The sequence below is a fragment of the Brevibacterium antiquum CNRZ 918 genome (assembly GCF_900169145.1).
Classification (GTDB): Bacteria; Actinomycetota; Actinomycetes; order Actinomycetales; family Brevibacteriaceae; genus Brevibacterium; species Brevibacterium koreense.
In genome coordinates, this window is record NZ_FXZD01000013.1 from 25,441 (window position 1) to 48,759 (window position 23,319).

At 62.0% G+C, this 23,319-nt stretch carries 22 protein-coding genes and 1 other RNA gene; 12 read left to right on the top strand and 11 right to left on the bottom strand.

The genetic code is table 11. The features are described 5' to 3' along the window. The first annotated feature begins 102 nt into the window (after nucleotides 1–102). The 9 genes from BANT918_RS14825 (at nucleotide 103) to BANT918_RS14865 (ending at nucleotide 7,625) form a co-directional block, all read left to right on the top strand. On the top strand, nucleotides 103–1,329 hold the full coding sequence (locus BANT918_RS14825) for a globin domain-containing protein (RefSeq protein WP_101620986.1): 1,227 nt from the start codon (nucleotides 103–105) through the stop codon (nucleotides 1,327–1,329). 184 nt (nucleotides 1,330–1,513) lie between these two features. Further along, nucleotides 1,514–2,632 (top strand): peptide chain release factor 2, encoded by a 1,119-nt coding sequence (gene prfB / locus BANT918_RS14830; protein ID WP_096145930.1) that lies wholly within the window; start codon nucleotides 1,514–1,516, stop codon nucleotides 2,630–2,632. 290 nt (nucleotides 2,633–2,922) lie between these two features. Continuing rightward, nucleotides 2,923–3,612 (top strand): cell division ATP-binding protein FtsE, encoded by a 690-nt coding sequence (gene ftsE, locus BANT918_RS14835; RefSeq protein ID WP_096145929.1) that lies wholly within the window; start codon nucleotides 2,923–2,925, stop codon nucleotides 3,610–3,612. Continuing rightward, a complete protein-coding gene (gene ftsX, locus BANT918_RS14840; protein ID WP_101620987.1) occupies nucleotides 3,609–4,523 on the top strand; it encodes a permease-like cell division protein FtsX in 915 nt (304 codons plus the stop codon). The genes ftsE and ftsX overlap by 4 nt, the downstream gene beginning before the upstream one ends. A 1-nt stretch (nucleotide 4,524) precedes the next feature. Continuing rightward, nucleotides 4,525–5,754: a M23 family metallopeptidase gene (locus BANT918_RS14845; protein ID WP_101620988.1), complete on the top strand. Its 1,230-nt coding sequence runs from the start codon at nucleotides 4,525–4,527 to the stop codon at nucleotides 5,752–5,754. 190 nt (nucleotides 5,755–5,944) lie between these two features. Next, nucleotides 5,945–6,415, top strand: coding sequence for an SsrA-binding protein SmpB (gene smpB, locus BANT918_RS14850; protein WP_101620989.1), 471 nt, complete (start codon nucleotides 5,945–5,947; stop codon nucleotides 6,413–6,415). 154 nt (nucleotides 6,416–6,569) lie between these two features. Next, nucleotides 6,570–6,946: a transfer-messenger RNA gene (gene ssrA / locus BANT918_RS14855) on the top strand. Nucleotides 6,947–7,020: 74 nt separating this feature from the next. Further along, nucleotides 7,021–7,344, top strand: a complete 324-nt coding sequence (locus tag BANT918_RS14860) for a type II toxin-antitoxin system RelE/ParE family toxin (protein WP_101620990.1) — start codon at nucleotides 7,021–7,023, stop codon at nucleotides 7,342–7,344. Continuing rightward, nucleotides 7,341–7,625, top strand: a complete 285-nt coding sequence (locus tag BANT918_RS14865) for a helix-turn-helix domain-containing protein (protein ID WP_167389494.1) — start codon at nucleotides 7,341–7,343, stop codon at nucleotides 7,623–7,625. The genes BANT918_RS14860 and BANT918_RS14865 overlap by 4 nt, the downstream gene beginning before the upstream one ends. A 112-nt stretch (nucleotides 7,626–7,737) precedes the next feature. Here the strand turns inward: BANT918_RS14865 and BANT918_RS14870 are convergent, their stop codons facing one another. From BANT918_RS14870 to speB, 4 genes are all read right to left on the bottom strand, one after another. Further along, nucleotides 7,738–9,390 (bottom strand): thiamine pyrophosphate-binding protein, encoded by a 1,653-nt coding sequence (locus BANT918_RS14870; RefSeq protein ID WP_101620992.1) that lies wholly within the window; start codon nucleotides 9,388–9,390, stop codon nucleotides 7,738–7,740. Between the two features lie 353 nt (nucleotides 9,391–9,743). Then, nucleotides 9,744–11,285 (bottom strand): sodium:solute symporter, encoded by a 1,542-nt coding sequence (locus tag BANT918_RS14875; RefSeq protein ID WP_101620993.1) that lies wholly within the window; start codon nucleotides 11,283–11,285, stop codon nucleotides 9,744–9,746. 49 nt (nucleotides 11,286–11,334) lie between these two features. After that, the gene (locus BANT918_RS14880) at nucleotides 11,335–13,056 is read right to left on the bottom strand and encodes a thiamine pyrophosphate-binding protein (RefSeq protein ID WP_101620994.1); all 1,722 of its coding nucleotides are present in this window, start codon (nucleotides 13,054–13,056) and stop codon (nucleotides 11,335–11,337) included. A 2-nt stretch (nucleotides 13,057–13,058) separates the two neighbouring features. Further along, nucleotides 13,059–14,069, bottom strand: a complete 1,011-nt coding sequence (speB, locus tag BANT918_RS14885) for an agmatinase (RefSeq protein ID WP_101620995.1) — start codon at nucleotides 14,067–14,069, stop codon at nucleotides 13,059–13,061. Nucleotides 14,070–14,204: 135 nt separating this feature from the next. On the opposite strand from speB, the gene BANT918_RS14890 reads away from it, so the two are divergent. Further along, nucleotides 14,205–15,668: a PucR family transcriptional regulator gene (locus tag BANT918_RS14890; RefSeq protein WP_101621010.1), complete on the top strand. Its 1,464-nt coding sequence runs from the start codon at nucleotides 14,205–14,207 to the stop codon at nucleotides 15,666–15,668. 121 nt (nucleotides 15,669–15,789) lie between these two features. Here the strand turns inward: BANT918_RS14890 and BANT918_RS14895 are convergent, their stop codons facing one another. From BANT918_RS14895 to BANT918_RS14925, 7 genes are read right to left on the bottom strand one after another with little or no spacing between them, the layout of a single operon-like run. Beyond that, nucleotides 15,790–16,899: a histidinol-phosphate transaminase gene (locus tag BANT918_RS14895; protein WP_101620996.1), complete on the bottom strand. Its 1,110-nt coding sequence runs from the start codon at nucleotides 16,897–16,899 to the stop codon at nucleotides 15,790–15,792. Nucleotides 16,900–16,922: 23 nt separating this feature from the next. Further along, nucleotides 16,923–17,702 (bottom strand): tetratricopeptide repeat protein, encoded by a 780-nt coding sequence (locus BANT918_RS14900; RefSeq protein ID WP_101620997.1) that lies wholly within the window; start codon nucleotides 17,700–17,702, stop codon nucleotides 16,923–16,925. Beyond that, complete coding sequence (locus BANT918_RS14905) at nucleotides 17,699–18,790, bottom strand: vWA domain-containing protein (protein ID WP_101620998.1); 1,092 nt, start codon at nucleotides 18,788–18,790, stop codon at nucleotides 17,699–17,701. The genes BANT918_RS14900 and BANT918_RS14905 overlap by 4 nt, the downstream gene beginning before the upstream one ends. Continuing rightward, nucleotides 18,787–19,761, bottom strand: coding sequence for a vWA domain-containing protein (locus tag BANT918_RS14910; protein WP_101620999.1), 975 nt, complete (start codon nucleotides 19,759–19,761; stop codon nucleotides 18,787–18,789). Before BANT918_RS14910 ends, BANT918_RS14905 begins: the two co-directional genes overlap by 4 nt. Further along, nucleotides 19,752–20,204 carry a hypothetical protein gene (locus tag BANT918_RS14915; RefSeq protein ID WP_101621000.1) on the bottom strand — a complete coding sequence of 151 codons (453 nt, stop codon included), beginning with the start codon at nucleotides 20,202–20,204 and terminating at the stop codon, nucleotides 19,752–19,754. Before BANT918_RS14915 ends, BANT918_RS14910 begins: the two co-directional genes overlap by 10 nt. Then, nucleotides 20,191–21,075 (bottom strand): DUF58 domain-containing protein, encoded by an 885-nt coding sequence (locus BANT918_RS14920; RefSeq protein ID WP_101621001.1) that lies wholly within the window; start codon nucleotides 21,073–21,075, stop codon nucleotides 20,191–20,193. Before BANT918_RS14920 ends, BANT918_RS14915 begins: the two co-directional genes overlap by 14 nt. Nucleotides 21,076–21,087: 12 nt before the next feature. Next, nucleotides 21,088–22,083 (bottom strand): AAA family ATPase, encoded by a 996-nt coding sequence (locus tag BANT918_RS14925; RefSeq protein ID WP_101621002.1) that lies wholly within the window; start codon nucleotides 22,081–22,083, stop codon nucleotides 21,088–21,090. Between the two features lie 568 nt (nucleotides 22,084–22,651). Between BANT918_RS14925 and nrdH the strand changes: the two genes are divergently transcribed. Next, on the top strand, nucleotides 22,652–22,900 hold the full coding sequence (nrdH, locus tag BANT918_RS14930) for a glutaredoxin-like protein NrdH (protein WP_092106910.1): 249 nt from the start codon (nucleotides 22,652–22,654) through the stop codon (nucleotides 22,898–22,900). 1 nt (nucleotide 22,901) lies between these two features. Further along, complete coding sequence (gene nrdI / locus BANT918_RS14935; protein WP_101621003.1) at nucleotides 22,902–23,315, top strand: class Ib ribonucleoside-diphosphate reductase assembly flavoprotein NrdI; 414 nt, start codon at nucleotides 22,902–22,904, stop codon at nucleotides 23,313–23,315. The last annotated feature ends 4 nt before the right edge of the window (nucleotides 23,316–23,319 follow it).

A 23,319-nucleotide genomic window follows, 5' to 3' on the forward strand; every position in this document is an offset into this window, starting at 1 on the left:
ATTCTACATAGCGTAGTAATGTCGAAGACAGCCAATCAACCAGACGACCTGGAAGGGCCGTTGCAGCCACGTGATGCATAGGCATCACACAAGGGGGCAGACGTGATTTCCCAATCCGCACTTTCTGTCATCCGTGAGACTCTGCCGGTGGTGGGAGCCTCGATCGGTGAGATCACACCGATCTTCTATCAGCGCATGTTCACGGCCCGCCCGGACCTGGAGCGCGATCTGTTCAACCGGGGCAATCAGGCGCAGGGAGAGCAGCAGAAGGCACTGGCCGGTGCGATCGCCGCATACGCGACTCTGCTCGTCTCCGACGATGCACCGAACATCGATGCGATGATGAGCCGGATCTCGAACAAGCACGCCTCTCTGGGGATCACCGAGGACCAGTACGCCATCGTCTACGAACATCTCTTCGCCGCCATCGCCGAGGTCCTCGGCGACGCCGCGACCCCGGAGGTCGTCGACGCCTGGTCGGAGGTCTACTGGGATATGGCCGATGCCCTAATCAGAGCGGAGAACAGCCTCTACTCTCGCTTCGAGGTGGCACCCGGTGATGTGTGGCGAGAACTCGTCGTCACCTCCCGCACCCAGGAATCACCGACCACCATCAGTCTCGAACTCGCCCGCGAAGACGGTGCGGCACTGCCCGAGGCCCGGCCTGGCCAATACCTCTCCCTTCAGGTGACACTTCCCGACGGCGCCCAGCAGATCCGTCAGTACTCCCTGACCCGCGCCTCGAACCGCGCCTCTTGGAGTGTGACGATCAAGGCCGAACCAGGCCGCGCCGATTTCGGTGTCCCCGCCGGCGAAGTATCCAACTTCATCCACGACAACATCTTCGAAAACGACACGCTGCGCTGCTCACTGCCCTACGGCGACCTCGTCGTCGAAGAGTCCGAGGATCCACTGCTCCTGGTGTCGGCCGGAATCGGGTGCACGCCGATCATCGGAGCACTCAACCACCTGGTCCAGGCCGAAGCGACAAGGCCGGTCACGGTCCTGCACGCCGACCAGTCGATGGCTTCCCACGCACATCGCCGGGAAATGGCCGAACTGGTGAAGCAGCTGCCGGGGGCGCAGATGCATCACTGGTATGAGCAGTTGGGCTCCCGCGCGGTCACTGAGACCATCCACGAAGGCTTCATCGACCTTGGTGAGGTGTCCGTGAACCCGAACGCACAGGTCTATCTGTGCGGTCCGCCACCGTTCATGAACGCCGTGCGGCGCGGTCTGGCGGGACTCGACGTTCCCGCAGGCAATGTCCATTTCGAGGTCTTCGGCCCTGACACGTGGACAGCTGCCGCGGAGCCGGTTCCAGCCTGAGTCCCAACCTGGAGCCAGGCTGATTCCCAACCCGGAGCCTAGGCTGATTCCCGGGTTCTGAATTCACCCGATCCAGCGCCGAGGTGGTATGCAAATCTCCTACCACCTCGGCGCCGGTCGTCTGTGCGGAGTGAGGGGTGATAATTCAGGTCTGGGGGCCGCGATGCACTAGGCTGGCATCATTATGGCCATTGATTATTCTGCTGAAATCGCCAACCTCCGGGCAACCTACAAAGCGATCCTCGACGTGTCCGATCTGGACAATCTGCGCTCTGAGGTCACTGAACTGACGGAGGAAGCGTCCTCGCCTTCCTTCTGGGACGATCCGGACTCGGCGCAGAAGACTTCGGCCACGCTCGCGCACAAGCAGGGGACACTGGAGAAGCTCGAACGGTTCGGTGAACGCATCGACGATTCCGAACTCCTCATCGAAATGTCCGAGGATGAGGGCGACGAGGATTCGAAGGCCGAAGCCGAGCGCGACATCAAGAAGCTGCACGACCAGCTGGCCGAGCTCGAGATCTCGACCCTGCTCAACCACGAATATGATGAGCGCTCCGCCGTCGTGACCGTGCGCTCCGGTGCCGGTGGCGACGATGCGACCGATTGGGCGCAGATGCTCATCCGCATGTACATCCGCTGGGGCGAGAACCGTGGGTACAACGTGGCGCAGCTCGACACCTCCTACGCTGAGGGCGCGGGCATCAAGTCTGCAACGATCCAGGTCAACGCCCCCTACGCGTACGGAACGCTGTCCGTGGAGGCCGGTACTCACCGACTCGTGCGCATCAGCCCCTTCGACAATCAGGGGCGTCGCCAGACCTCCTTCGCCGCCGTTGAGGTAGTGCCGCTCATCGAATCCACCGACCATGTCGAAATCGATGAGAACGATCTGCGCATCGACGTGTACCGGTCATCGGGCCCCGGCGGTCAGTCAGTGAACACGACCGACTCGGCCGTGCGAATCACGCACGAGCCCACCGGCGTTGTCGTCAGCATGCAGAACGAGAAGTCGCAGATCCAGAACCGCGAAGCCGCGATGCGCGTGCTGCAGTCACGCCTCCTCGATCTCAAGCGCAAGGAAGAAGCAGCGCAGAAGAAGGAGCTGGCCGGCGACATCAAGGCCAGCTGGGGCGACCAGATGCGCTCCTACGTCACTCACCCGTACCAGATGGTCAAGGACCTGCGGACCGGCTACGAAGTCAACAACCCCTCGGCAGTCTTCGACGGCGACCTCGATGGACTTATCGAAGCCGGCATCCGGTGGCGCAAAGAGCAGGAGATGGCCGAAGAGGCATCCTGACCTTCAGCCGAAACTGTCGGATTTCAAGCCCCGACAGGCGGATTTCAGTGACGACTGCGTGACTGACAGTTTCGAATGTGGACTTGCGTTCGTTTCTCTCGAGGAAAACGCACGTAAGCCCACATTCGTCTGCTCCCGATTGCTGCGCTTCCTCTGCCGTCGGCCACCGCCTCGGCGGCTGTGAACTTCCTCCAATGCGCAACACACGCCCTTGAGCCTCCCGGAACATTGTGGAGCTGTTCCGTACAGTGGAAGCGGCCGAGCCATCCGCGACATGATTGAAGACCCTCTTGATCAAATTCGACTCCGTTTCGAAATCCTACGACGCACGCTCCCGCAGAGCGCTCGACGATATCTCGTTCGAGGCCGAGCGCGGAGAATTCGTGTTCCTCGTCGGTTCTTCGGGCTCGGGTAAGTCCACGGTCATCCGCCTCATTCTGCGCGAAGAGGTTCCCAGCGCCGGCCGGATCCACATTGCCGGAAAATCGGTCGTGAAGATGCCCAGCTGGAAGGTGCCCTACCTGCGGCGGGGGATCGGCACCGTGTTCCAGGACTTTCGCCTGTTGCCGAACAAGACCGTTTTCGCCAACGTCGCCTTCGCCCTCCAGGTCATCGGCAAATCCCGGGCGGCTATGTCGACCCTGGTCCCAGATGTGCTCGAGACTGTGGGACTGGCCGGCAAGGAGAAGCGCTATCCCAACGAACTCTCCGGTGGTGAGCAGCAGCGTGTGGCCATTGCCCGTGCCGTCGTCAACAAGCCGGGGATCCTGCTCGCCGATGAGCCCACAGGCAACCTCGACCCAACCACCAGCGCCGACATCATGTCGGTCCTTGAGAAGATCAACCGCAACGGAACCACGGTGCTCATGGCCACTCACGACGGAGAGATCGTCAATCGGATGCGCAAGAGAGTCATCGAAATCTCTGACGGCGTCATCGTTCGCGATGTCGAAGAGGGCACCTACGGAGTCGCCTCATGAGGTCCGGATTCATCCTCTCCGAGGTCTGGTCAGGACTGCGCAAGAACGTCTCCATGGTCCTGTCCGTGGTGCTCGTGACCTTCGTGTCCCTGCTGTTCGTCGGCGCCGCAATCCTGCTGCAGATGCAGGTCGGGCAGATGAAGGACTACTGGTACGACCGCGTCCAGGTCTCCGTGTTCCTGTGCCCACCGGACTCCGAGGCCACCAACTGCGTCGAGGGTGAAGTCACCGATGCGCAGAAGAAGAACATCGAAGATCAGCTGGGCAGTTCAGAACTTGCTCCCTATGTCGATGAGGTCTACTTCGAAGACAAAGGTGAGGCCTTCGAACACTTCCAGGACCAGTTCAAGGGCACCAGCCTCGAAGGCACCGTTCCCGAAGAAGAGATGAACGAGTCGTTCAGGGTCAAACTCAAGGACGCCGAGAAGTACGACATCATCAAGGAATCGTTCTCCTCGACCCAGGGTGTCGAGGAGGTCGTCGACCAGAACCAACTCCTCGATCGCCTGTTCGGAGTCCTCAACATCGCCACTGTCGTCGCGGTCGCGATCGCCGGGATCATGCTGCTGTGTGCCATGCTGCTCATCGCCACGACCATCCGACTCTCCGCGTTCTCAAGGCGGCGCGAGACGGGAATCATGCGTCTGGTGGGTGCGTCCAACTCCTTCATCCAACTTCCGTTCCTGCTCGAGGGCGTCATCGCCGCAGCGATCGGTGCGACCCTGTCCGCCGGTGCACTGGGACTCCTCGTCCACTTCGGTGTCAGCGGCTGGCTGCAGGGGCAGGCCACGGGCTTCAGCCTGATCTCCGGAGTCAACGTCCTCATCGTGGCCCCGATTCTCATCGCCATCGGTGTGATCATGGCCGGTGCATCGTCCCTGATCACCTTGAACAAGTACACGAAGGTCTGAGATGAAACGCAGACTTGGTTTAGTGGTGACCGCAGCGGTGCTGGCCATCATCCTTCCCGTCAGCTCGGCCGGAGCCAACCCCCGCGATGACAAGAGCAAGGTTGATGACCGGGTCAAGGAGCTCCAACAGGAGTTCGAGGGCCTCGACGAGGAGCTGGCCCGAGTCATCGCCGAACGCGACGCCGCGGAGGAGAAGCTGCCCGACGCTGAAGCCGCGTCGAAGAAGGCCGACGATGCTCTGAGCGAGGCCATCGAGAAGGATGATGCCATGGCCGCTCGCCTGGCCTCGGCGGAGAATGCGCAGTCGGATCTCAAGACGTCGATCGAGGACGGCGCAGAGGAGATCGACAAGCACAAGACCTCAGCCGCGCGCATCGGACGTCAGGCGTATCAGAACTCGGGCATCACCTCCGACTTGGCGATGCTGCTCCAGATGGCCGAGGGCACAAGCGCCGATGGCGGAATCGGGCGGGTGGACTCCGCCGTGCGGTCTCAGCAGCGCACGATCGACAACCTCTCCGAGCAGCGAGCAGTCAACGAGAACAACGAAGAGCGACTCTCGGGTGTGACCGATGAGATCTCGGACCTGAAGGACGAAGCCGCCGAGGCGGTGCTGGCTAAGGAAGCCGCGCAGGTCGACGCGAAGAAGAAGTCCGACAGCCTCAACGACATCATCTCGGCGAAGGACGATGCAGAGAGTACGATCTCCGACAACAAGGCCGAGACCGAGGAGCAGCTGCAGAAAGAGCAGGACGAGCAGGACCGGTTGGCGAAGAAGGTTCGCGAATGGGAGAAGGAACAGGAGAAGAAGGGCAAGTTCGTCTTTGGTGACGGAGAGCTGGCCAACCCGGCCAAAGGCTATCCCATCACCTCGCCCTTCGGCTACCGCATCCACCCGATCACCGGGGCTAAGAAGCTGCACTCGGGCACCGACTTCGGTGTTCCCTGCGGCACTCCGATCCGTGCCGCAGGCGACGGCATCGTCGTCGGCGCTGGCTGGACCGGCGGCTACGGCAACCGCGTCGTGATCTCCCACGGCAAGATCAAGGGCGACTCGATCGCCTCAACCTACAATCACAATACGAATGTCAAGGTCCACGCCGGACAGAAGGTGAAGACGGGCGACGTCATATCGATCTCGGGTACGACTGGCGCCTCCACCGGCTGTCACCTGCACTTCGAGATCATGAAGAACGGCGGATACGTCGACCCGATGCCCTATATTTCCTGACGGTGCTCATCTTCCGTTTTGGATCTCACCGCGCCGAGGTGGACCTGCGCTGGTCATCAGCGTGGCCTTTCGTACGCGATACCATTGAGCTAGAGTAGTTGATCTGCGTGTCTACGCGATCGAGCAGTCTTTTTGGGGCTGACAATCGCAGTCGGACACACCGATCCGAGACACAGGAAGGAGGCCGGACATGCCGAAGGAAACTGGCAAGAAAGTCATCGCGAGGAACCGCAAGGCCCGCCACGACTATCAGATCATAGATACGTGGGAGGCCGGTCTCGTGCTGAGCGGAACCGAAGTGAAGTCGCTGCGAGAGGGCAGGGCATCACTGACAGACGGGTTCGCGCTGATCTTCCAGAATGAAGCGTGGCTCGAGGGCGTCTATATTCCCGAATACGCGCAGGGCACATGGACGAACCACACCGCTCGTCGACGCCGGAAGCTGTTGCTGCACCGCGAGGAGATTCTCCGGCTGTCGCAGAAGGTCAAGGAGGCGGGACGCACACTCGTCCCGCTGGAGCTGTACTTCGACGGATCGCGGGTCAAGGTCGAGATCGCTCTGGCCAAGGGCAAACGCGAATGGGACAAGCGTCAGGCCCTGCGCGAAGCGCAGGACAAGCGCGAGGCAGAGCGGGCGATCAAGTCCAAGCAGTTCCTCTGAGCCTGTTGCTCTGTCAGCATGGATCCGACTGATCCCCCGTCCTCGGGAATGCAATTGGGCCGTGCGGTGTTGTGGGAGTATGCTGGTTATTCTGGTCGGTACATGAGCCTGTTTGTGCAGGTGAATGGGCTGGGCAGATTTGGTAACAGAATATGGGGATGATCGGTTTCGACGTCGGACACTGCGACGGGAGAAGCGGGCCGAGAATGCAGAGTCATCTCGTTAATGTCCTCTGCAAAACAATAGGTGCTAAGTCTAATAACCGCACCGATTTCGCCCTCGCTGCCTGATTAGGCCGAGCTGCGAATCCGTCAGTCTAGAGTTGCTTCCGCTCTAGTTCCTGGCGTCGTTTAGGGAGCCACTGCTTCAGATATTCGTTGAGGGTATCTGAGGGACTTTTACTCAACTCCGTTCGTTGGTCCACATGTTCGTGTGAGGGCCAGAACCTAAGAAACTACTTCACGAACTGCGCCCGGAGAAGTCCTGACAATGTGCCGACGGACGCGGGTTCGATTCCCGCCATCTCCACACTAAAGCCCTGGGTTCCTTGAGGATCCGGGGCTTTTTCTTGGTTTTCGCTATATCACCAATGATATAATCGGTGCATGCCGAAGTGGACGATCGAGGTGTCAGCAGAGGTGGAGAAGTGGTTGGGTTCTTTGAACGACAGCGACTTCCGAATCGCAGATCGACATTTGCAGAATCTCGCCGAACATGGAGTCGACCTCGGTATGCCACGTTCGAAGAGCCTCGGGCAAGGACTCTATGAATTGAGATTTCAGTGCGAGCGAGTCGAACGACGTGTCACCTACACTTTCGATCCTGGCCGGCAGGTGATTACCTTGACCACCTTCCGCAAGCAGCGAAACAGCGAGCGGAAGCAGATTTCGAGAGCACGACAGCAACTGAGGAAATGGAGGACGAAATGAAGTCTTTGGACGAGATCAGAGCTGAACGGCTCAGCAAGATGGATGAAACTGCGCGTGCTGAGTATGAGGCCGGATATGTTGATATTGACGAGGGCATTCGCATTTCGCAGATTTTCTATGACGAGCGTAAGAACCTCGGATTGACTCAGGCTGAGCTGGCTCGTCGCATGCGCACCTCACAATCCGCTATCGCCCGCATTGAGAATGGAGCAGTGACCCCCTCAACCGGCATGTTGGAGAGGCTGGCCAGGGTTGCGCACAAGAGGGTGGCGTTGGTGTGACAGGTGACAAATGACAGTAGAAATGATGTTTGGTGGCTCAGTCATCGCGATGAGAATTGCCCGGCAACTCAGACTATGAGCAGCCGGGCAATTTCGCGCCTCCAGCCAAACCCTACGAGTTCACGCGGATGACTTCCTCCTGGTACGGCGCAATGACTGTACCCGAGATCCGCAGATCGAGCAGCAAGAACTTCCGCTCATCGATCGGCGTCGCCTTCCAGTCATTGACCACCTCGAGGTCAGCCAGCGAGCGAACAGCAACACCGTGCCCGCCGGCGGCAGTGGCCAGGGCCGCGAAGTCGATCTCATCGATGAGCATCGGCGACTTATCCAGTCCCTTGAGGCCGTACAGATTCACCTCTGCACCATAGGCGGCATCGTTGAAGACCACGGCCATGCCCCGTCCACCTGCCGAACGAATAGCGGTGTCGAGATCGGACAGTGCCATGGCACCGCCCCCGTCGCCAGTAGTGAGAACGATCGTCGAATCCTGATTGGCACGTGCCGCTCCTGCAACGCTGTGCCAGCCGAGTCCGATCGATTGGAACGCAGTGCCGACCATCGCCAGACGGTCGGGCGCGCTGGGCTCCCAGAACATATTCGCCCACGCGATGAAGTGACCGCCGTCGGAGACCACAACTCGGTCTGCTGGCATCAGTTCGCCGAGTCGGGCAGCGGCAGCTCGTGGGTCCAGGCGACCGTCCTCGGCGAATTCCGTACCCATTTCATAGGCCCGGTCGGCAGCCGTATCCACGGTCTCGCGCCAACTGCTCGCACCCGCGCCAGAGGCTTCCAGACGCGAAACCAGCTCGTCCGCAGCAAGCTTCACATCACTGCGGATGAAACCGCCGACCCGGGCATTCGTTGCCCGATCATCGGTGTCGATCTGCCAGACGGACGTCGATGGATGGAACAGCTCACCGAAGCGCATGGTGAATTGATTGAGCGAAGCCCCGAAGACAACGGCGACGTCCGCCTCACGGATTCGCTCCATGGCCTCAGGGGCGCCGAACCCTCCTGCCACGCCGAGGTCGTGATCGGCATCTGGGAAGATGTTGCGGCCCAGTGCAGTGGTTGCCGTCAGTGCTCCGGCAACCTCTGCCAGGGCGCCCAGCTCGGCCTCTGCGCCTGCCAGCCACGCGCCTCGACCGGCCAGCAGGATCGGTCGTTCCGCCCCAGCGAGGGCAGTCGCCAGACGATCGAGCGAGGACTGTGAGAAGTCGGATGCCGGAGCCAGGGGAGTGGGGCGTCCGGGTCCAGGAACTGAGGGAATCTCACCGATGTCGAGGGTTGCGACATCGTAGGGGATTGCCAGGACAACGGGCACTCGGTACGTCAGTGCGTGCTCGATGGCGGTGACCGTCGCCGCCGCTGCATCGACGCGACCCACGGTATAGGTGCGCACACCCAGCGCGGAGGCCATCGCGATCTGGTCGACGTCCCAGGGGCGCGGACCCGACGTCGGTTCGTCACCGACGACGAGGACGAGTGGAACCTTGGCCTGCGCAGCTTCGGCCAGCGCGGTGAGTGTGTTCGTGAACCCGGCGCCGTAGGTTGTGGTGGCCGCGGCGATCCTGCCGGAGGTGCGGAAGTGTGCGTCGGCTGCGACGACAGCGCCAGCTTCGTGCCGGACCGCAGTGTAGGTCGCCGAGGTGGAGGTGAGCAGGGCGTCGAGGAAGTAGGCGTTTCCGTTGCCCATGAGACCGAAGACTTCATCGATATGGTGGGCCAGAGTGTGTGCGACGTGCGCCGATGTGTGAGCCATGAGGGACCTTTCGCGGATGACAGATATGGAAAGAGCGATCCATATATGTCTCACACGCGGGTTCCGCGGCTTCGCACTCCTTTTTCGAGCGCAGGCCCTTCGGCAGCAACCGGATTCGACGTTGGTACCAGCCTGACAGTTCGAATATAGGTGATATCAGGTGAGTCTTCCAAGTTCAGGCGGCAGCGGTCACGACACCACCCCGGTCTTCGACCCGCACTGTGGTCCAGGCATCAAACCTCGCAGCGACCACATCGAAAAACGGCGGTTGCACCAATGAACGGGGGGTCACGCCCGATCATCAACACAACCGCCGTATCTCGACGACCTTCCTCGACCTGCCTGAGGCCGAGCTACCGGTTCAGGCGCTCCTTCCAGGCCGCCATGACCTCCGGCGGTGTCGGTTTTGAGACCAGGGAGCCGATGACGTAGCCGAGCAGCGACGCGATGAGACCCAGATAGATGGCTTCGCTGGAGTAGATGCCCATCGTGATCATGATGACAATCGTGGTGAGCGATCCCAGGACCATGCCGGCCATGACGCCGACGATCGTGCCGCGCTTGAAGATCAGGCCGCCGAGGATGGGAATGAACAGTCCGGCAACGAGCAGGTTGTAGGCGACTGTCAGCGCCTCGACGACGCTGGGCATGATCATGGCGAGGATCAGGGTGACGACGCCGAGGCCGATGAGGTAGATGCGTGAATCGCGAACCTCATCGCCGGTCTCCCGAACCAGGGACTTCACCAGAGATGACTTCGTGCTGCCGCTGGAGCCGTAGGTCGGCACACTGCCGGTCTTCGTTGCGCCCGTGCCACCCACGGCAGCGCTATCGGACTCGACCGTGCCCTCTGTCACCGGAAGGATGTCCTTGCGCGCCAGCAGGGGCTCGACGATGTCCTGACGGCACACTGTCGCTGCGGCCATGAGCGAGCCCGAGGCCGTGGACATCATCGCAGCCAGAGCCGCGGCGAGGACGAGTCCGCCTATCAGTGGCGACATCGCGGCATCGACGACTGCGACGAACACATCGTCTTGGACCTCGATGCCTGGCACGATCTTGGTCGCGGCCAAGCCGATGAGCGCCCCTGCCACGGCGTAGAGCAGGCAGTAGATGCCCGCGGTGAGTCCGCCCCACCTGGCCACACTCGGGCTGCGAGCGGTGAACACTCGCTGCCAGATGTCCTGGCCGATGAGCAGACCCAGAGTGTAGATGAGGATGTAGCCCAGTATCGCCTGCCAGCCGATGCCCACAGGACTGGTCTGCTCGGCAGGCAGCGATGCGAACAGTTCGGTGATGCCACCGGACTTCGACAATACGATCGGCAACATGATGAGGAAGATGCCGATGGTCTGGATGAAGAACTGCACGAAGTCAGTCAGCGTGATCGACCACATTCCGCCCAGCATCGAATAGAGGATGACGATTCCGCCGCCGATGAGCACCGACCAGGCCTTATTGAGGTCGAACAGGGCATGGAAGATCGTCGCATAGGCGACCGTCGACGTCGTCGAGATCATCAGCCCGTAGGCGGTCATGATCGCGCCCGACACAAAGCGCGAGCCCTTCCCGTACCGCAGCTCCAGCATCTGCGAAACCGTGTAGATCTCCAGCTTCTGGATTCTCGGGGCGAAGAAGAGCGAGAGCAAGATGATGCCCAGACCGATGCTGAAGACAAGCCACATCCCGGACAGGCCCGAGGTGTAGCCCAGACCGACACCACCGATCGTCGAGGCCCCGCCGAGGACGACAGCGGACATCGTTCCCGTGTACAGCCAGCCACCCAGGCGCCGGCCTGCGACGAGAAAATCGTCCTGATTCTTCGCCTTGTACCGGCCCCAGATTCCGAATCCCACCATGGCGGCGAGATAGATGATGACGACTAGAGAGTCCACGTCGACCCTTTCCTTGATTACTGTGTGAGCAAACGGCTAAGTGGGTGCCTCAGCACCCGATGGTGATGTGAATGGTGGTGGGAACGTCCAGGTCGAGTGCCTCGGCGACGGCACCCGGAAGCAGTTCGTCGATATCCGACTCAGCAATCGTGACCCCGGCCCCGCCCATGGACTGGCCCAGGGCCGCAAAGTCGGGACGAGCGAGCTTGACCGCGAACGGCTGTATGCTCCGGTCGACCATCTGAGCTTCGATCTCGGCGTACCCGCCGTTGTCGACGATCACGAAGGGAATTCCCAACCCCAGTTCGCTCGCTGTCATCAGCTCCTGGATGGAGAACATGGCTGCCCCGTCTCCGAGGATGCAGGCGACGGGGCGAGCATTGTCGGCCAGTTTCGCTCCGATGGCTGCAGGAATCCCGTAGCCCAAGGTCGCAAAACCGGGCATGTAGAGCAGCTGATCGGGTGTGCTGGCCGTGAGCGCATGCACCGACCCGTCGTAGGTGACCTGGGACGAGTCCCCGGCGACCACCACGGACGGCCCCGCGCCCTGTTCGACGAGGCGAGTGACACGAGCGCCGATGGACTCGAAGTCGAAGTCCGAACCCCAGGAGTTTCGGATCCCTGTGACCCTGTCAGCTCCGCTTCGCTCTGTATTCTGTCGCCGCGCCGAGGTGGCACTGCCAGTGGGATCGTTCGATCCCGCCGAAACGGTCCTGGGTGCGTCCTGGTTCAGCTCGGACATCAGCGCGGTGAGGAATTCCCCCGCATCGGCGCAGGCGAGGACGTCCCCGCCGAGGTTCTTGCCCAATTGGTCGGGGTCGATATCGCAGCGGATGACGACCTGTTTGGAGGCTTCGTCGCGGATGCCGGCCGAAGTCTGGGCTCCGATGAGCCCTCCCCAGAGGTCGGAGTCGGCGAGTTCGGAGCCGAGGACGATGAGCACATCGGCCGCCGCGGACTCGGCCTGGACGCTGGGGAAGCGAACGTTGGAGCCCAACGACAGGGGATGGTCCTCGGAGATGATGCCCTTGCCGTTGGCGGTTGTGGCCACAGGCGCATCGAGGAGCTCCGCGAAGGCCCGGACCTCGGTACTCGCTCTTCGAGCCCCGCCACCGGCGACGATGAACGGACGAGTTGCACCGCCCACCGACTCGGCGGCACGGGAGACGACTCGCGGATCCAGGCCCGGACGTCGGGCCGGGATCGGGGCCGGCACACTGCCGTTCCACTCTCCCTCGAGCACGTCGAGTGGAACCTCGATATGCACGGGACCGGGACGTGTGGAGGAGAACATGGCGAACGCCTCGGCGACGGACTGTGCAGCGCCCTCGGCTGTGCGGGTGCGCTGGGAGGAGACGAGCAGGTGGGCCAGGGCACCCGAGGAGTCCTTCGTCTCATGCAGCATTCCGAGGTCGGCACGCTCAAGCCCGGTGGGAACACCGGGGGAGAGGATGAGCATCGGGCGTGACTCCGCATAGGCGGTCGCCGCGGCCGTGATGACATTCGTCAGACCTGGACCCGAGGTGGTGATGATGACCCCGGGTTTGCCGGAGACGAGGAAATACCCGTCGGCTCCGTAGCCGGCACCCTGCTCATGGCGCGGTGTGATGGCACGGATGCCGAACTCGCGCAGATGTCGGTAGAACTCGAGGTTGTGAGTGCCGGGGATCCCGAAGATCGTGTCGACGCCGTGCGCAGCCAGGGTCGCGATGACGGCCCGACCGCCGTTGCGGAACTCTTCGCCCGCGCCGGTGTTGTCGTCGTCTGTCATGGTCAGGCTCCCAAGGCTTCGCCGCTGGGACCCGAAGGACCGGTGAGACCGTTGGCCTCGGCGGCCCACAGGGAGAGCATTTCGTAGCCGACGTGGGCGGCGGCGAGTCCGGTGATCTCGGCGTGGTCGTAGGCGGGTGCCACTTCGACGATCTCGGCTCCGACGACGTTGAGTCCCTGCAGTCCGCGAATTGAGTTGAGCAGTTCGCGGCTCGTCATACCGCCGGCCTCGGGGGTGCCGGTGCCGGGCGCAGCAGCAGGGTCGAGGACGTCGATGTCGACGGACAGGTAGACGGGTGAATCGCCGAGTCGTTTGCGCATACGGGCCACGACCTCTTGGACGGACGTGAACTGGTAGTCGTCGCTGCGGATGATCTGGAATCCGAGCACAGCATCGTCTTCCAGGTCCTTTTCACCGTAGAGCGGTCCCCGGATGCCGACATGCATGCAGGACTCGAGGTCGAGCAGACCTTCCTCGCTGGCGCGGCGGAACGGGGTGCCGTGCGTGTACGGAGCGCCGAAGTAGGTGTCCCAAGTGTCGAGGTGGGCGTCGAAGTGCAGGACCGCGATCTTGCCGTGCGTCTTGTGCAGGGAGCGCAGGTTCGGCAGGGCCAGAGTGTGGTCGCCGCCGAGTGTGAGCAGCTTCGCACCATCGGCGCGCATCTCATCGGCGGTCCGTTCGACTTCGGTGATGGCCTCTTCGATATCGAAGGGGTTGACGCCCAGGTCACCGCAGTCGGCGACCTGCTGCCAGGTGAACGCGTGAACGTTCGTCGCCTGGTTGTAGGGACGCAGCAGCTTGGAGGACTGGCGAATATGGGCGGGGCCGAAACGTGCGCCCGGGCGGTAGCTGACACCGGCGTCGAATGGGACGCCGAGGATCTTGACATCGATCTTCTCGCCCGGTCGCTGCGCTTCGACCTCGTCGATGCGTGGGAGCAGACCGAAGGTCGGCGGTCCCGCGAAACGTGGTGTTTGGCTGTAATCGGCTGGCCCCAGGGGTTGAGACGGCATTGACTCTCCTTCGACATCGTGATTGCTCTCGGTGGTGCGTGATTGTCATCAGCTTAGGACGTGGCTCACACCACTCCGATATCCATCATGGACGATTTTGTGAGGCGATTATCCAGTGCGGATAGTATGGTCTTCATGGTCACTTTGGGTCAGCTCTGGGCACGTCAGGAACTCGCTCTCGACGTCGTCGTCGATTCGCCGAACGCCAGAGCCGAAGACGTCACGATCGTGCACTCCTCGGAGCTGCCCGCGGTCGACGAGTGGCTGGCCGGGGGAGAGATCCTGCTGACGATCGGTGTCGGCCAGGACCTCGGTGGCGAAGATGTGGGCGATTACGTTGATCGGCTCAAGCGTGTGGGCGTCCATGCACTTGGCATCGGCCTCGGTTCCGCGCTGCCGTGGCAGGCGATCCCACCGACGCTGATCGAGCACGCGCAGGCTCAGGGTCTTGCGCTGTTCGGGGTCCCAGAACCTGTTCCGTTTGTGGCCGTCGTCGATGCCTTCACCAGAATGCGTGAGGAGGAGACGACCCGAGAGCTCACCCGGGCCAGCAGTGCGGGCCGGCGGTTCGCCACCGACCTCGCGCACCAGGGCCCCGCCGCGCTGGTCGATGATCTGGCCGGCACTCTGGGTACGGACGTTCGGTTCGTCTCGCCTACAGGCAGGGGACTGACCGGCACTGATGCCGAGGACCTGGTGCGTCATGAGCTGATTGCCGAAGCTCTCAAGCCCTCCATGGCGCCACGTCTTCTGCGCACTGAGGCAGGAATCGTCGAGGCCGTTCCGGTCGGAGACGAACAGGTTCGGGGCTGGATCCTCGCCTCCGCCGAGGTGAGCGGCAATCCGCGCACCCGCGCCCTGCTGCTCTCCACTGCAGCGGCACTGTTGAGTCTGAGCATCACAGAGGTGGGGCCCAGGCGATCGGAATCACAGCTTTTCACCACGCCCCTGACAGCCGCGCAGGCCCGTGCCAAGTGGGTGGCGCAGACCGGCCTGGCTCCGGTCTCGCGAGTGAAGTTCACGGTCTTCGGCACCGTGCGCGGTGAGGTCCCAGAGACGCTGATGGGGGACCTGGGTGCCGAAACGCTCCTGGTCCGTGCCGGTTCGATGCTCGGCGTCATCGAACCCGGCACTGAGTCTGCGGACCCCTGCCGTCTCGATGCCGCCGAAGGGGCAGCAGTTCATGCGAGTGCGGTCGACCGGGTTGCAGAAGTCACCGGACTCGACAGGCTGTTTGCGAAGATGATCCCACTGACCCAGGTCCACCACACCTGGACCGTGTGGCGAACGCAACACGAGAGTGCGACCTCGGATGTGCGGGCACTGCTGTCGTCGATCGATGAGTCAGCGGCGCAGAGATTCGTCGACCGAGTTCTGGGCACGCTCCTTGCTTCGCGTGACGAGCAGGATCTGCTGCTGACGCTGCGATCCTTCATCGCTGCGGGGGGAGTGCGGGATGCGATTGCCGCTGAGCTCGGCATTCACCGGCACACAGTGCGGGCACGAATGGTGAAGATCGAGACGTTGTTGGGTCGCGACCTCACACGGGCGGAATCGGTCCAAGCAGTGGCTTTGGCCCTTGAGCTTGCAGAGCTCTGAGCGGCACTCCAGCTCAGTCGGCTCAGCCAGCTCAGCCAGCTCAACCGGCCCAGGCGGCCCAGGCGGCTCAACCGGCCCAGGCGGCTCAGGCGGCTCAGGCGGTCCAGCTAGCCCAATGTGTTCAGCCGAAATGCTCGGAGTAGAAAGCGGCGGCGACCGCAAGAACCCGGTCGAGGCCCTCTTGTGCTCCGATGCTGATACGCACCCCATCGCCGAGGTTGCGCACCGCAACAGCCTGCTCGACGCAGGCATCTTCAAAGGCTGAGGACAGCGGGCCAAGCGGCAGCCACACGAAATTTCCCTGCGCCTCGGGGATATCCCAGCCTTGGTCGCGCAGCGCGTGGGCGAAGTCGTCGCGAACGGCCGCGATCTCCTTCGCCCGGACGTCGACCTCATTGCTGTGGCGCAGCGATTCCAGTGCAGCCGCTTGGCTCATATCGGTGACTCCGAAGGGGATGACAGCCTTCAGCAGCCCCTGGATCACAGCTGTGTGAGCGAGTGCATATCCGACTCGCAAGCCTGCCAGGGCGTGAGCCTTGGAGAAGGTCCTGACCAGGACGACATTGGGATGATCGGCCACAAGGTCGACGCCATTGACGACTCCATCGGCGGTGGCGAACTCCCAATAGGCCTCGTCGAGGGCGACGAGCACATGGTCCGGCACCTGTGTGAGGAACTGGCGGACCTCATCATCGCGCAGAGCCGGTCCCGTCGGATTGTTCGGGGAGCAGAGAATGATGAGACTGGTCCGATCGGTGATCGCCGCTGCCATGCCGTCCAGGTCGTGTCGACCGTCGTCGCGCACCGGCACCTCGACCCGTTTCGATCCGGCCAACCCAGTGGTCTGGGGATACATTTCGAACGACGGCCAGGGATAGATCGCTTCCGTGGTGGCGTCAGAGGTGATCTGGGTCAGTGCCACGAGCAGTTCGCTGGCACCGGTGGTCACGATGAGTTCATCGATGCTCGCACCGAGGCGGCCGGCCAGTTCCGTGCGCAGAGCCAGTGCTCCATCATCGGGGTACAAGGCGGGGTTCTTCGCGTGAGCGAGCATGGCATCGGTGACCGCTGGCAGCGGCTCGAGGTAGTTCTCGTTCGAGGACAGTTTGAACGGGGCGAGGCCGTCGATTCGCTTGGGCGCCTTCCCCGGAACATACGGCGGGAATGTCTCCAGCGAGGCGCGCAGCCGCGGGGTCGAAGTGCTGCCAGCTGAGGTGTCCGGAGAGTTCATGGACTCATGATTTCACAGTTGTCTCACCACGGCTTGTCCGGGGTGGAACGGCCTCCGTTGCCGCCGGGACCCTGCTGGCGCTGCTGACGCTCCGAGTCCTCGCCCCGCTCCTTCAGCTTGTCGCGCTTCTTCTCCTCCTCAGACTTCCCTTCTGAGTCATCTGACTTCTCATCGCCTTCGCCCGAGTCCTGCCCCTTGTCCTTCTTCTTCGAATCGCCTCCGGAGTCGCCGTTCTGCGCATCGTCGCCCTCGGAGCTGTCGGAGCCTTCCTGCTTCGACTTCTCTCCCGCCTTCTTGTCCTCGACGCGCTTCTTCGCTTCGTCGCTCTTGTTCTTCTCTTCGCTCTTCTTGGGCTGGCACTCCTCGGGGGCGTCCTCCAAGGTCTGCAGAGATTGGTCGTAGAGCTCGTCGGACTGATCAGGGTCCTGGTCCGCGACTTCGTCGGCGAGCTTCTCATACACGTATGACAGGTTGATCCGCACGGCACACTCATCACGAACGGGGGTGATCTCGAGGGCGGATTCGAGGTCGGCCTGAGCCGGTTCGAAGTCGCCGACGGCCGCCTCTGCGGTGCCGCGATTGTAGTAGCCGATATGGCGTTGGATCGGGCTGAGTGTGAGGAACGCGGTCGAGGCCTTCTTTGCCCCCGGGAAATCGTTCGACGCGTAGCGAACCTGCGAAGCCGCGCCGAAATAGAGAGTCACAGCCACATAGCCGAATACGAGGAGGAGAGCGGATCCGATGGTGAGGTTGATGCGAGACAGGCGACGCATCGTCGACCAACTGCGCGTGATCCGGTTCATGGCCGACCTCCTCGCCGTTTGGGCGCTATGGTGCGCAGTCGCAGCACCTCGCGGACGCCGAAGACCATTTCGACTGCGATCCATGCGAACACGAGGATCAGTGGGACCCAGAAGTACTCATCGACGGTGACTCGCCCATCTTTCTTAACCAGCGTCTGATCGTACTTCGGTGCTGTGTATACGCTCGACATCGAGGCTGCGCCGTCACGGTGATGGTATTTCACGCCGAGGTCGGTCGCGAGCTGTTTGAGGTTTGTCTCGTTGATCGTTGAGATCCCAGGATTGCCCTGTCCGTCGAGAATGTACTCCTCGTTCGTTCCTCCGGACCCGTCACCATCCCCGGTTCCGCCAGCTCCACCAGGGTCGTTGGGATCGCCGAGGCCGGGGCCAGTGCCTGGGCCCGCCCCGTAGCCGAAGGGCTGGGGCTCCTTCATCTTCCCGCCCTGAGAAGTCCCGTATCCGAACACCGCGCCGCTGTCGATGCGGGAGGCGAAGGGCGACCACGAGTCGATAGAGGACTGGGCGGTCTGCTCACCGTCGCCGAAGTAGAAGACGAGGCTCTTGTTCTCTGGACGATCCTCCTGGTTGGACTTCATTCGCTTGTCCAGCTCAGCGCCCGCCTCGGTGATGGTGGAGCCATTCGAGTTCAGTGACATCTCCGGACTGAGGACATCGACGGCGGAGGCGAAGGCCGCATGGTCGGTCGTCAAAGGCATGACCGTCGATGCGGTCGAGGCGAAGGAGATGATGCTCAGCCTGGTGCCCGGGAACTGCTCTGCCAACTCCAACATGTCCTTCTTCACCCCTTCCAGGCGGGTGTTGTCACCGTCATAGTCCTCGGCGGCCATCGAGGTCGTCGTATCGACGAGGAAGTAGACGTCGGCGGCTGCCTCGTATTCCTCGGTCGAGGATTTGATGGGAATGCCAGGGCGGGCCAGGGCGAGTGCGAGCACGACGACGATGCCCATGCGTGCGAACCACTTCCAGCGGGGCCCATCCCCGCGCACAGCCGGAATGATGCACACGCTCAGCAGGGCAAGGACGAGGAAACCCCATCCGAACCACGTGAAGACGGGATCGAAGATCATGATTTCGTCCTCCACGCCAGAACGAAGACACCGGCGAGGCCGACGACCGCGATCCCGAGGGGAACGGCGGGCATGTCATGGACGATGGTGTAGGAACGGCCCGGAGTGTTCTCGGCCTCCTGGCTCTGGATCTCTGCGACGATGCGATCGATCGTCGATGACGAACCCATGTCGAATTGTTTGCCGCCGGTGCGATCGGAGACCGATTTCAGCTCCTTGGTCTGCGGGTTCGTGAGCACCGACGGGGGTGAGAGGCTGTAGACCCTGACCTTGGAGTCCACTGCGATGTCGGTGGCTTCATCGAGCTCGAACAGAGGGTCGCCGGCGAGCATGTTGTCGGTGGCGAAGATGATCGAACGAGACCGCTCCTCGTCCTGGCGGTCGAAGTTGTCCACGCAGGAGACGAGGCCGTCTCCGATGAGGGAGGAGCCGCCGATGTTGGGCGGTGAGGTCGACCATGAGTAGTCGGTGCCTTCAGAGCCCCATGTGCGGAACCCCTCCTCGGCTTCCTCGAGATAGTTCTGGACCATGTCGTAGTCATCGGTGAGCGGGAACGCGGAGACAGCGGTCGAGTTGAATACGGTCATGCCGATGCGTTCACCGTCGAACCGGTCGACAAGCTCCTGGTAGGCCTCGACGAGGTCGGCGTCATAACCGAGCATCGAGCCGGATACGTCCAGACAGAGCATGACGTCACGCAGCTTCTTCTCCGGATTGACGGTCTCGACCCAAGCGGGCCGGGAGATCCCCGCGAGGGTGGAGAGACCGGTGATGGCGATGACCGCGAGGAAGGCGACCGTTGTCATCAGATGGGTCCGCATGGCTTTGCGGAAACTGGGCAGGCTCGTCATGCGTCCGCTGTGAGCCACAGCCAGTGAGGACGCGGTGGCCTTGGGCCTGCGGAAGAAGAAGACTGCGGCCGCGGCAATAGCAAGGAGGATGAGGGCCAGCCACCAGGACATCAGGACCATCGAGTCACCAGCTTTCTGGCGCCGGCGATCTGGGGGCTCAGATCATCGGAATCGCTCTCAGCGAACTCTGCTTCGTAGAGGCCCGACAAGGACTCGGCGAGATCGCCGAGACCGGCCACAGCCGCATCCCGGTAGGTGAGGTGTTCGGCCTTGACTCCCCATGCGTCACGAGCGAACTCACGCACGATCTTCGCCAGTTCCCGAGCCGAATCCCGGACATCGGCTTCGCCCGCACCCAGTTTCGACTCGACCGCGGCGATTCGAGACATGTAGGTGCTGCGGACAGGGATGGGAATCCGTGGTCTGGACTTCATCCCTGATCCGGCCGCCGCGCGCAGCAGCGGAGCGAACAGGTTGAGGACGGCAGCCAGCAGAACCACAGCGGCGGCGGCATACCACCAGACCGAGATCTGCAGGGGCCCGACGAGTTCAGCGGGGCCCACGGCGGTGCCTCAGCAGCAGAGTGTGAAGAGTGCCCAGGGCCTGGTCTGGGTGTGCGATTTCCGTGTGTGCGATTCCCAGCTTCGAGAGCAGATCGATCCGGTGCTGCCTGCGGCTTGTTTCGGCGGCGAGGAATTCGCTGCGCACGTGTGGGTTGGCCATCACGGATGTGGGCAGACCGACATCAGGTCGGGAAACGTCGAATGGCGCCGAGGCGTCCGGCAGCTGTGCAAGGTCCGCGTCGGTGATCGTGATCCATAGGACCTCGTGCTGTGCACGCAGACGTTTGATTGTGGCTTCCTCCTTCGACCCGAGCGGCGCCTGGTCGGAGATGACGACCACGAGCATCCGATGGTTGATGTGAGAGGCGATCCACTGCAGCTGCTCATCGATCGAACCGTCACCGTCGGTGCCCGCCTCGGCGAGGATCTGCTGCAGAAGGTTCTCCAAATGGGCTTCGCTGCCTTTGCGCGGGGACGCGGTGGTGTGCTGCGCGCTGCCGTGGATGAGCATCACGTCATCACCATGGCGCACGGCGAGGTATCCGGTCATGCCGGCCATGAGGATGGCGAGTTGGCGCTTGTCGACCCCGGCCGAGGTGACGGCGTCGAAGTTCCGGGACGAGTCGACGACGAGCGCGAGAATGTGCCTGCGGTGGGCGACATAGCGTTTGACCAGTGGGTTCGAATGTCGGGCCGTGGCTTTCCAATCGATGTCGCGGATCTCGTCGCCGGGTATGTAGTCGCGCAGGTCGTCGAAGTCGAGGCTGTGTCCGTGGAAGACAGATGAGTAGTCCCCGTCGAGGATCCGGCGGGTCCTACGGTGCGCGTGGATGGTCATCCGCGCCTTGATCCGATTGAGCAGAGCAGTCATCGATGCACCCGATCAGGGAGTGGGGACGGCCATGAGAAGTGCATCGACGATTTGTGCACTCGTGATGTTCTCCGCTGCGGCTTCGAAGTTGAGTTGGATGCGGTGAGCGAGGATTCGGTGGGCCAGATCCTTGATGTCTTCGGGGATGACGTAGTTGCGGCCGCGGATCATCGCCAGGGCCCGCCCCGCGTTGGTGAAGGCGATCGAAGCGCGAGGGCTGGCCCCATATTCGATGAAGGGGGCCAGGCGACCCAGATACTTTGCGGTGTTCCTGGTCGCATGGACGAGTTCGATGAGGTATCGGGTGATCGAAGGGTCGATGTAGATGGTGCGCGCATAACTCTGCAGCGTCTCCACATCCTCGAGGGTGCAGGAGGGTTTCGGTACCGAGTCGCGATCGAAGACACCCGAGTCCAGACGGGACAGGATCTCCATCTCCTCATTGGGATTGGGATGGGTGAGTAGGTCTTTGATCATGAACCGGTCGAGTTGAGCTTCGGGAAGCTGATAGGTGCCCTCCTGTTCGATCGGGTTCTGCGTGGCCATGACGAGGAATGGACGGGGAAGTTCGAACCGCTGGCCACCGATCGTCGTCTGCTTCTCTTGCATCGCCTCGAGCATGGCGCTCTGCGTCTTCGCCGACGAGCGATTGATCTCATCGAGGAGGACGATGTTGGCGTGCACCGGACCCAGGACTGTGTTGAAAGAGCCTTCCTGGGCGTTGTAGATCTGTGATCCGATGATATCGGCGGGCAGCAGATCGGGTGTGCACTGGATGCGGGAGAACTTTCCGTCCACAGCATTGGCCAGTGCTGCCGCCGCGGTTGTCTTTGCCAGCCCGGGAACACTCTCCAGGAGGAGATGGCCGCTGGAGAGGAGGCCGATGAGCAGACTCTCGCGCAGGCGCTGCTGCCCGACGACGAAATGGTCCAGATAGGATTCCAGACCGCCGAGGATCGACTGAGCGTGTGCGATCTCTTGAGTGTTGGCGGGTGCCGTTGCCGTCATAGTGGGGCCTCTCGAATCTCAACTGGCTGACAGAACAAGCATATGGGCTGACCCTGACACGGGACTGGACTCTTTCGTGTCAGTACCGACACATACCCTTGGAAGACCGACACACAGTTGTGGAATACAGGGCGAAATCGAAGCACGGAAGGAGGTGGAAGCGACCGTGGTAACGGATCTCGGGCATGCGGAAGCGGAGTCGAATGTGACACGCCGAAGAAGTGCCCACAGGTTGAAATTTTATCTGTGGACAGGTGTGGAAAACGCTGCCGGGCGAGGTGCCCGGATAGGGCGTTTCGGCGCCGTTGCCCAGTGTCCTCGCAGGTGATCGAACTACATCGGTGTCGTTCATGACCTGTGGATGACTGTGGACGGTTTGAACACAGGGTGTGGACGGTCGAAACAACAGTGGTGTAACACTGGATATAGGGGTAGAGTCGAACCCGAACACAACATCTAGTGGTCGCACTCGGACCTGATCTTCGTGATATTCATCATTGTCAAGGTCATGAATCCGACGTGGACATGCCGTGAAATCTAAGCCGAAGTGCAGAAATGAGGAGTCGCGATGATCACCGTGTACACCAAGCCAGCTTGCGTCCAGTGCAACGCCACGTACCGTGCGCTCGATGCCAAAGGGCTGAAGTACAAATCGGTCGATCTCAGTGTCGATGAGAACGCCTTGGACGTCGTCAAGGCCATGGGCTACATGCAGGCTCCCGTCGTAGTCACCGACAACGACCACTGGTCAGGTTTCCGCCCGGACAAGATCGCCACCCTGGCCGGAGAGCAGACGTCGGTTTCAGTCGTGGCCTGACATGCTCCTGGTCTACTACTCGAGCAGCTCTGAGTACACCGACCGCTTCGTCAGCAAGCTGCGGCACCCCTCTCGCCGGCTTCCCCTGCTGACAAAGGATGAGACGCTGACGATCGTCGAACCGTTCGTCCTTGTGACTCCCACCTACGGGGCCGGCCCGAATAGAGGTGCTGTGCCCAAGCAAGTGATTAAGTTCCTCAATATCGAATCGAATCGCCGCCACCTCGTCGGCGTCATCGGCGCCGGAAATACGAACTTCGGCGAAGAATACTGTCGCGCGGCACGCAAAGTGGCCGCGAAATGCAATGTACCCGTGCTGTACCGTGTCGAACTCCTCGGAACCCCAGAGGACGTCGAAGCAGTGAATTTAGGATTGGACAAACTGTGCGCGAGCTCGCTGAAGACCGCAATGTAGAAGA

Bases quoted from the DNA above. Each gene is read 5' to 3' on its own strand.
- prfB (WP_096145930.1), top strand. From the start codon at position 1,514: ATGGCCATTGATTATTCTGCTGAAATCGCCAACCTCCGGGCAACCTAC.
- ftsX (WP_101620987.1), top strand. From the start codon at position 3,609: ATGAGGTCCGGATTCATCCTCTCCGAGGTCTGGTCAGGACTGCGCAAG.
- BANT918_RS14845 (WP_101620988.1), top strand. From the start codon at position 4,525: ATGAAACGCAGACTTGGTTTAGTGGTGACCGCAGCGGTGCTGGCCATC.
- smpB (WP_101620989.1), top strand. From the start codon at position 5,945: ATGCCGAAGGAAACTGGCAAGAAAGTCATCGCGAGGAACCGCAAGGCC.
- BANT918_RS14860 (WP_101620990.1), top strand. From the start codon at position 7,021: ATGCCGAAGTGGACGATCGAGGTGTCAGCAGAGGTGGAGAAGTGGTTG.
- BANT918_RS14865 (WP_167389494.1), top strand. From the start codon at position 7,341: ATGAAGTCTTTGGACGAGATCAGAGCTGAACGGCTCAGCAAGATGGAT.
- BANT918_RS14870 (WP_101620992.1), bottom strand. From the start codon at position 9,390: ATGGCTCACACATCGGCGCACGTCGCACACACTCTGGCCCACCATATC.
- BANT918_RS14880 (WP_101620994.1), bottom strand. From the start codon at position 13,056: ATGACAGACGACGACAACACCGGCGCGGGCGAAGAGTTCCGCAACGGC.
- speB (WP_101620995.1), bottom strand. From the start codon at position 14,069: ATGCCGTCTCAACCCCTGGGGCCAGCCGATTACAGCCAAACACCACGT.
- BANT918_RS14890 (WP_101621010.1), top strand. From the start codon at position 14,205: ATGGTCACTTTGGGTCAGCTCTGGGCACGTCAGGAACTCGCTCTCGAC.
- BANT918_RS14895 (WP_101620996.1), bottom strand. From the start codon at position 16,899: ATGAACTCTCCGGACACCTCAGCTGGCAGCACTTCGACCCCGCGGCTG.
- BANT918_RS14900 (WP_101620997.1), bottom strand. From the start codon at position 17,702: ATGAACCGGATCACGCGCAGTTGGTCGACGATGCGTCGCCTGTCTCGC.
- BANT918_RS14905 (WP_101620998.1), bottom strand. From the start codon at position 18,790: ATGATCTTCGATCCCGTCTTCACGTGGTTCGGATGGGGTTTCCTCGTC.
- BANT918_RS14910 (WP_101620999.1), bottom strand. From the start codon at position 19,761: ATGGTCCTGATGTCCTGGTGGCTGGCCCTCATCCTCCTTGCTATTGCC.
- BANT918_RS14920 (WP_101621001.1), bottom strand. From the start codon at position 21,075: ATGACTGCTCTGCTCAATCGGATCAAGGCGCGGATGACCATCCACGCG.
- BANT918_RS14925 (WP_101621002.1), bottom strand. From the start codon at position 22,083: ATGACGGCAACGGCACCCGCCAACACTCAAGAGATCGCACACGCTCAG.
- nrdH (WP_092106910.1), top strand. From the start codon at position 22,652: ATGATCACCGTGTACACCAAGCCAGCTTGCGTCCAGTGCAACGCCACG.
- nrdI (WP_101621003.1), top strand. From the start codon at position 22,902: ATGCTCCTGGTCTACTACTCGAGCAGCTCTGAGTACACCGACCGCTTC.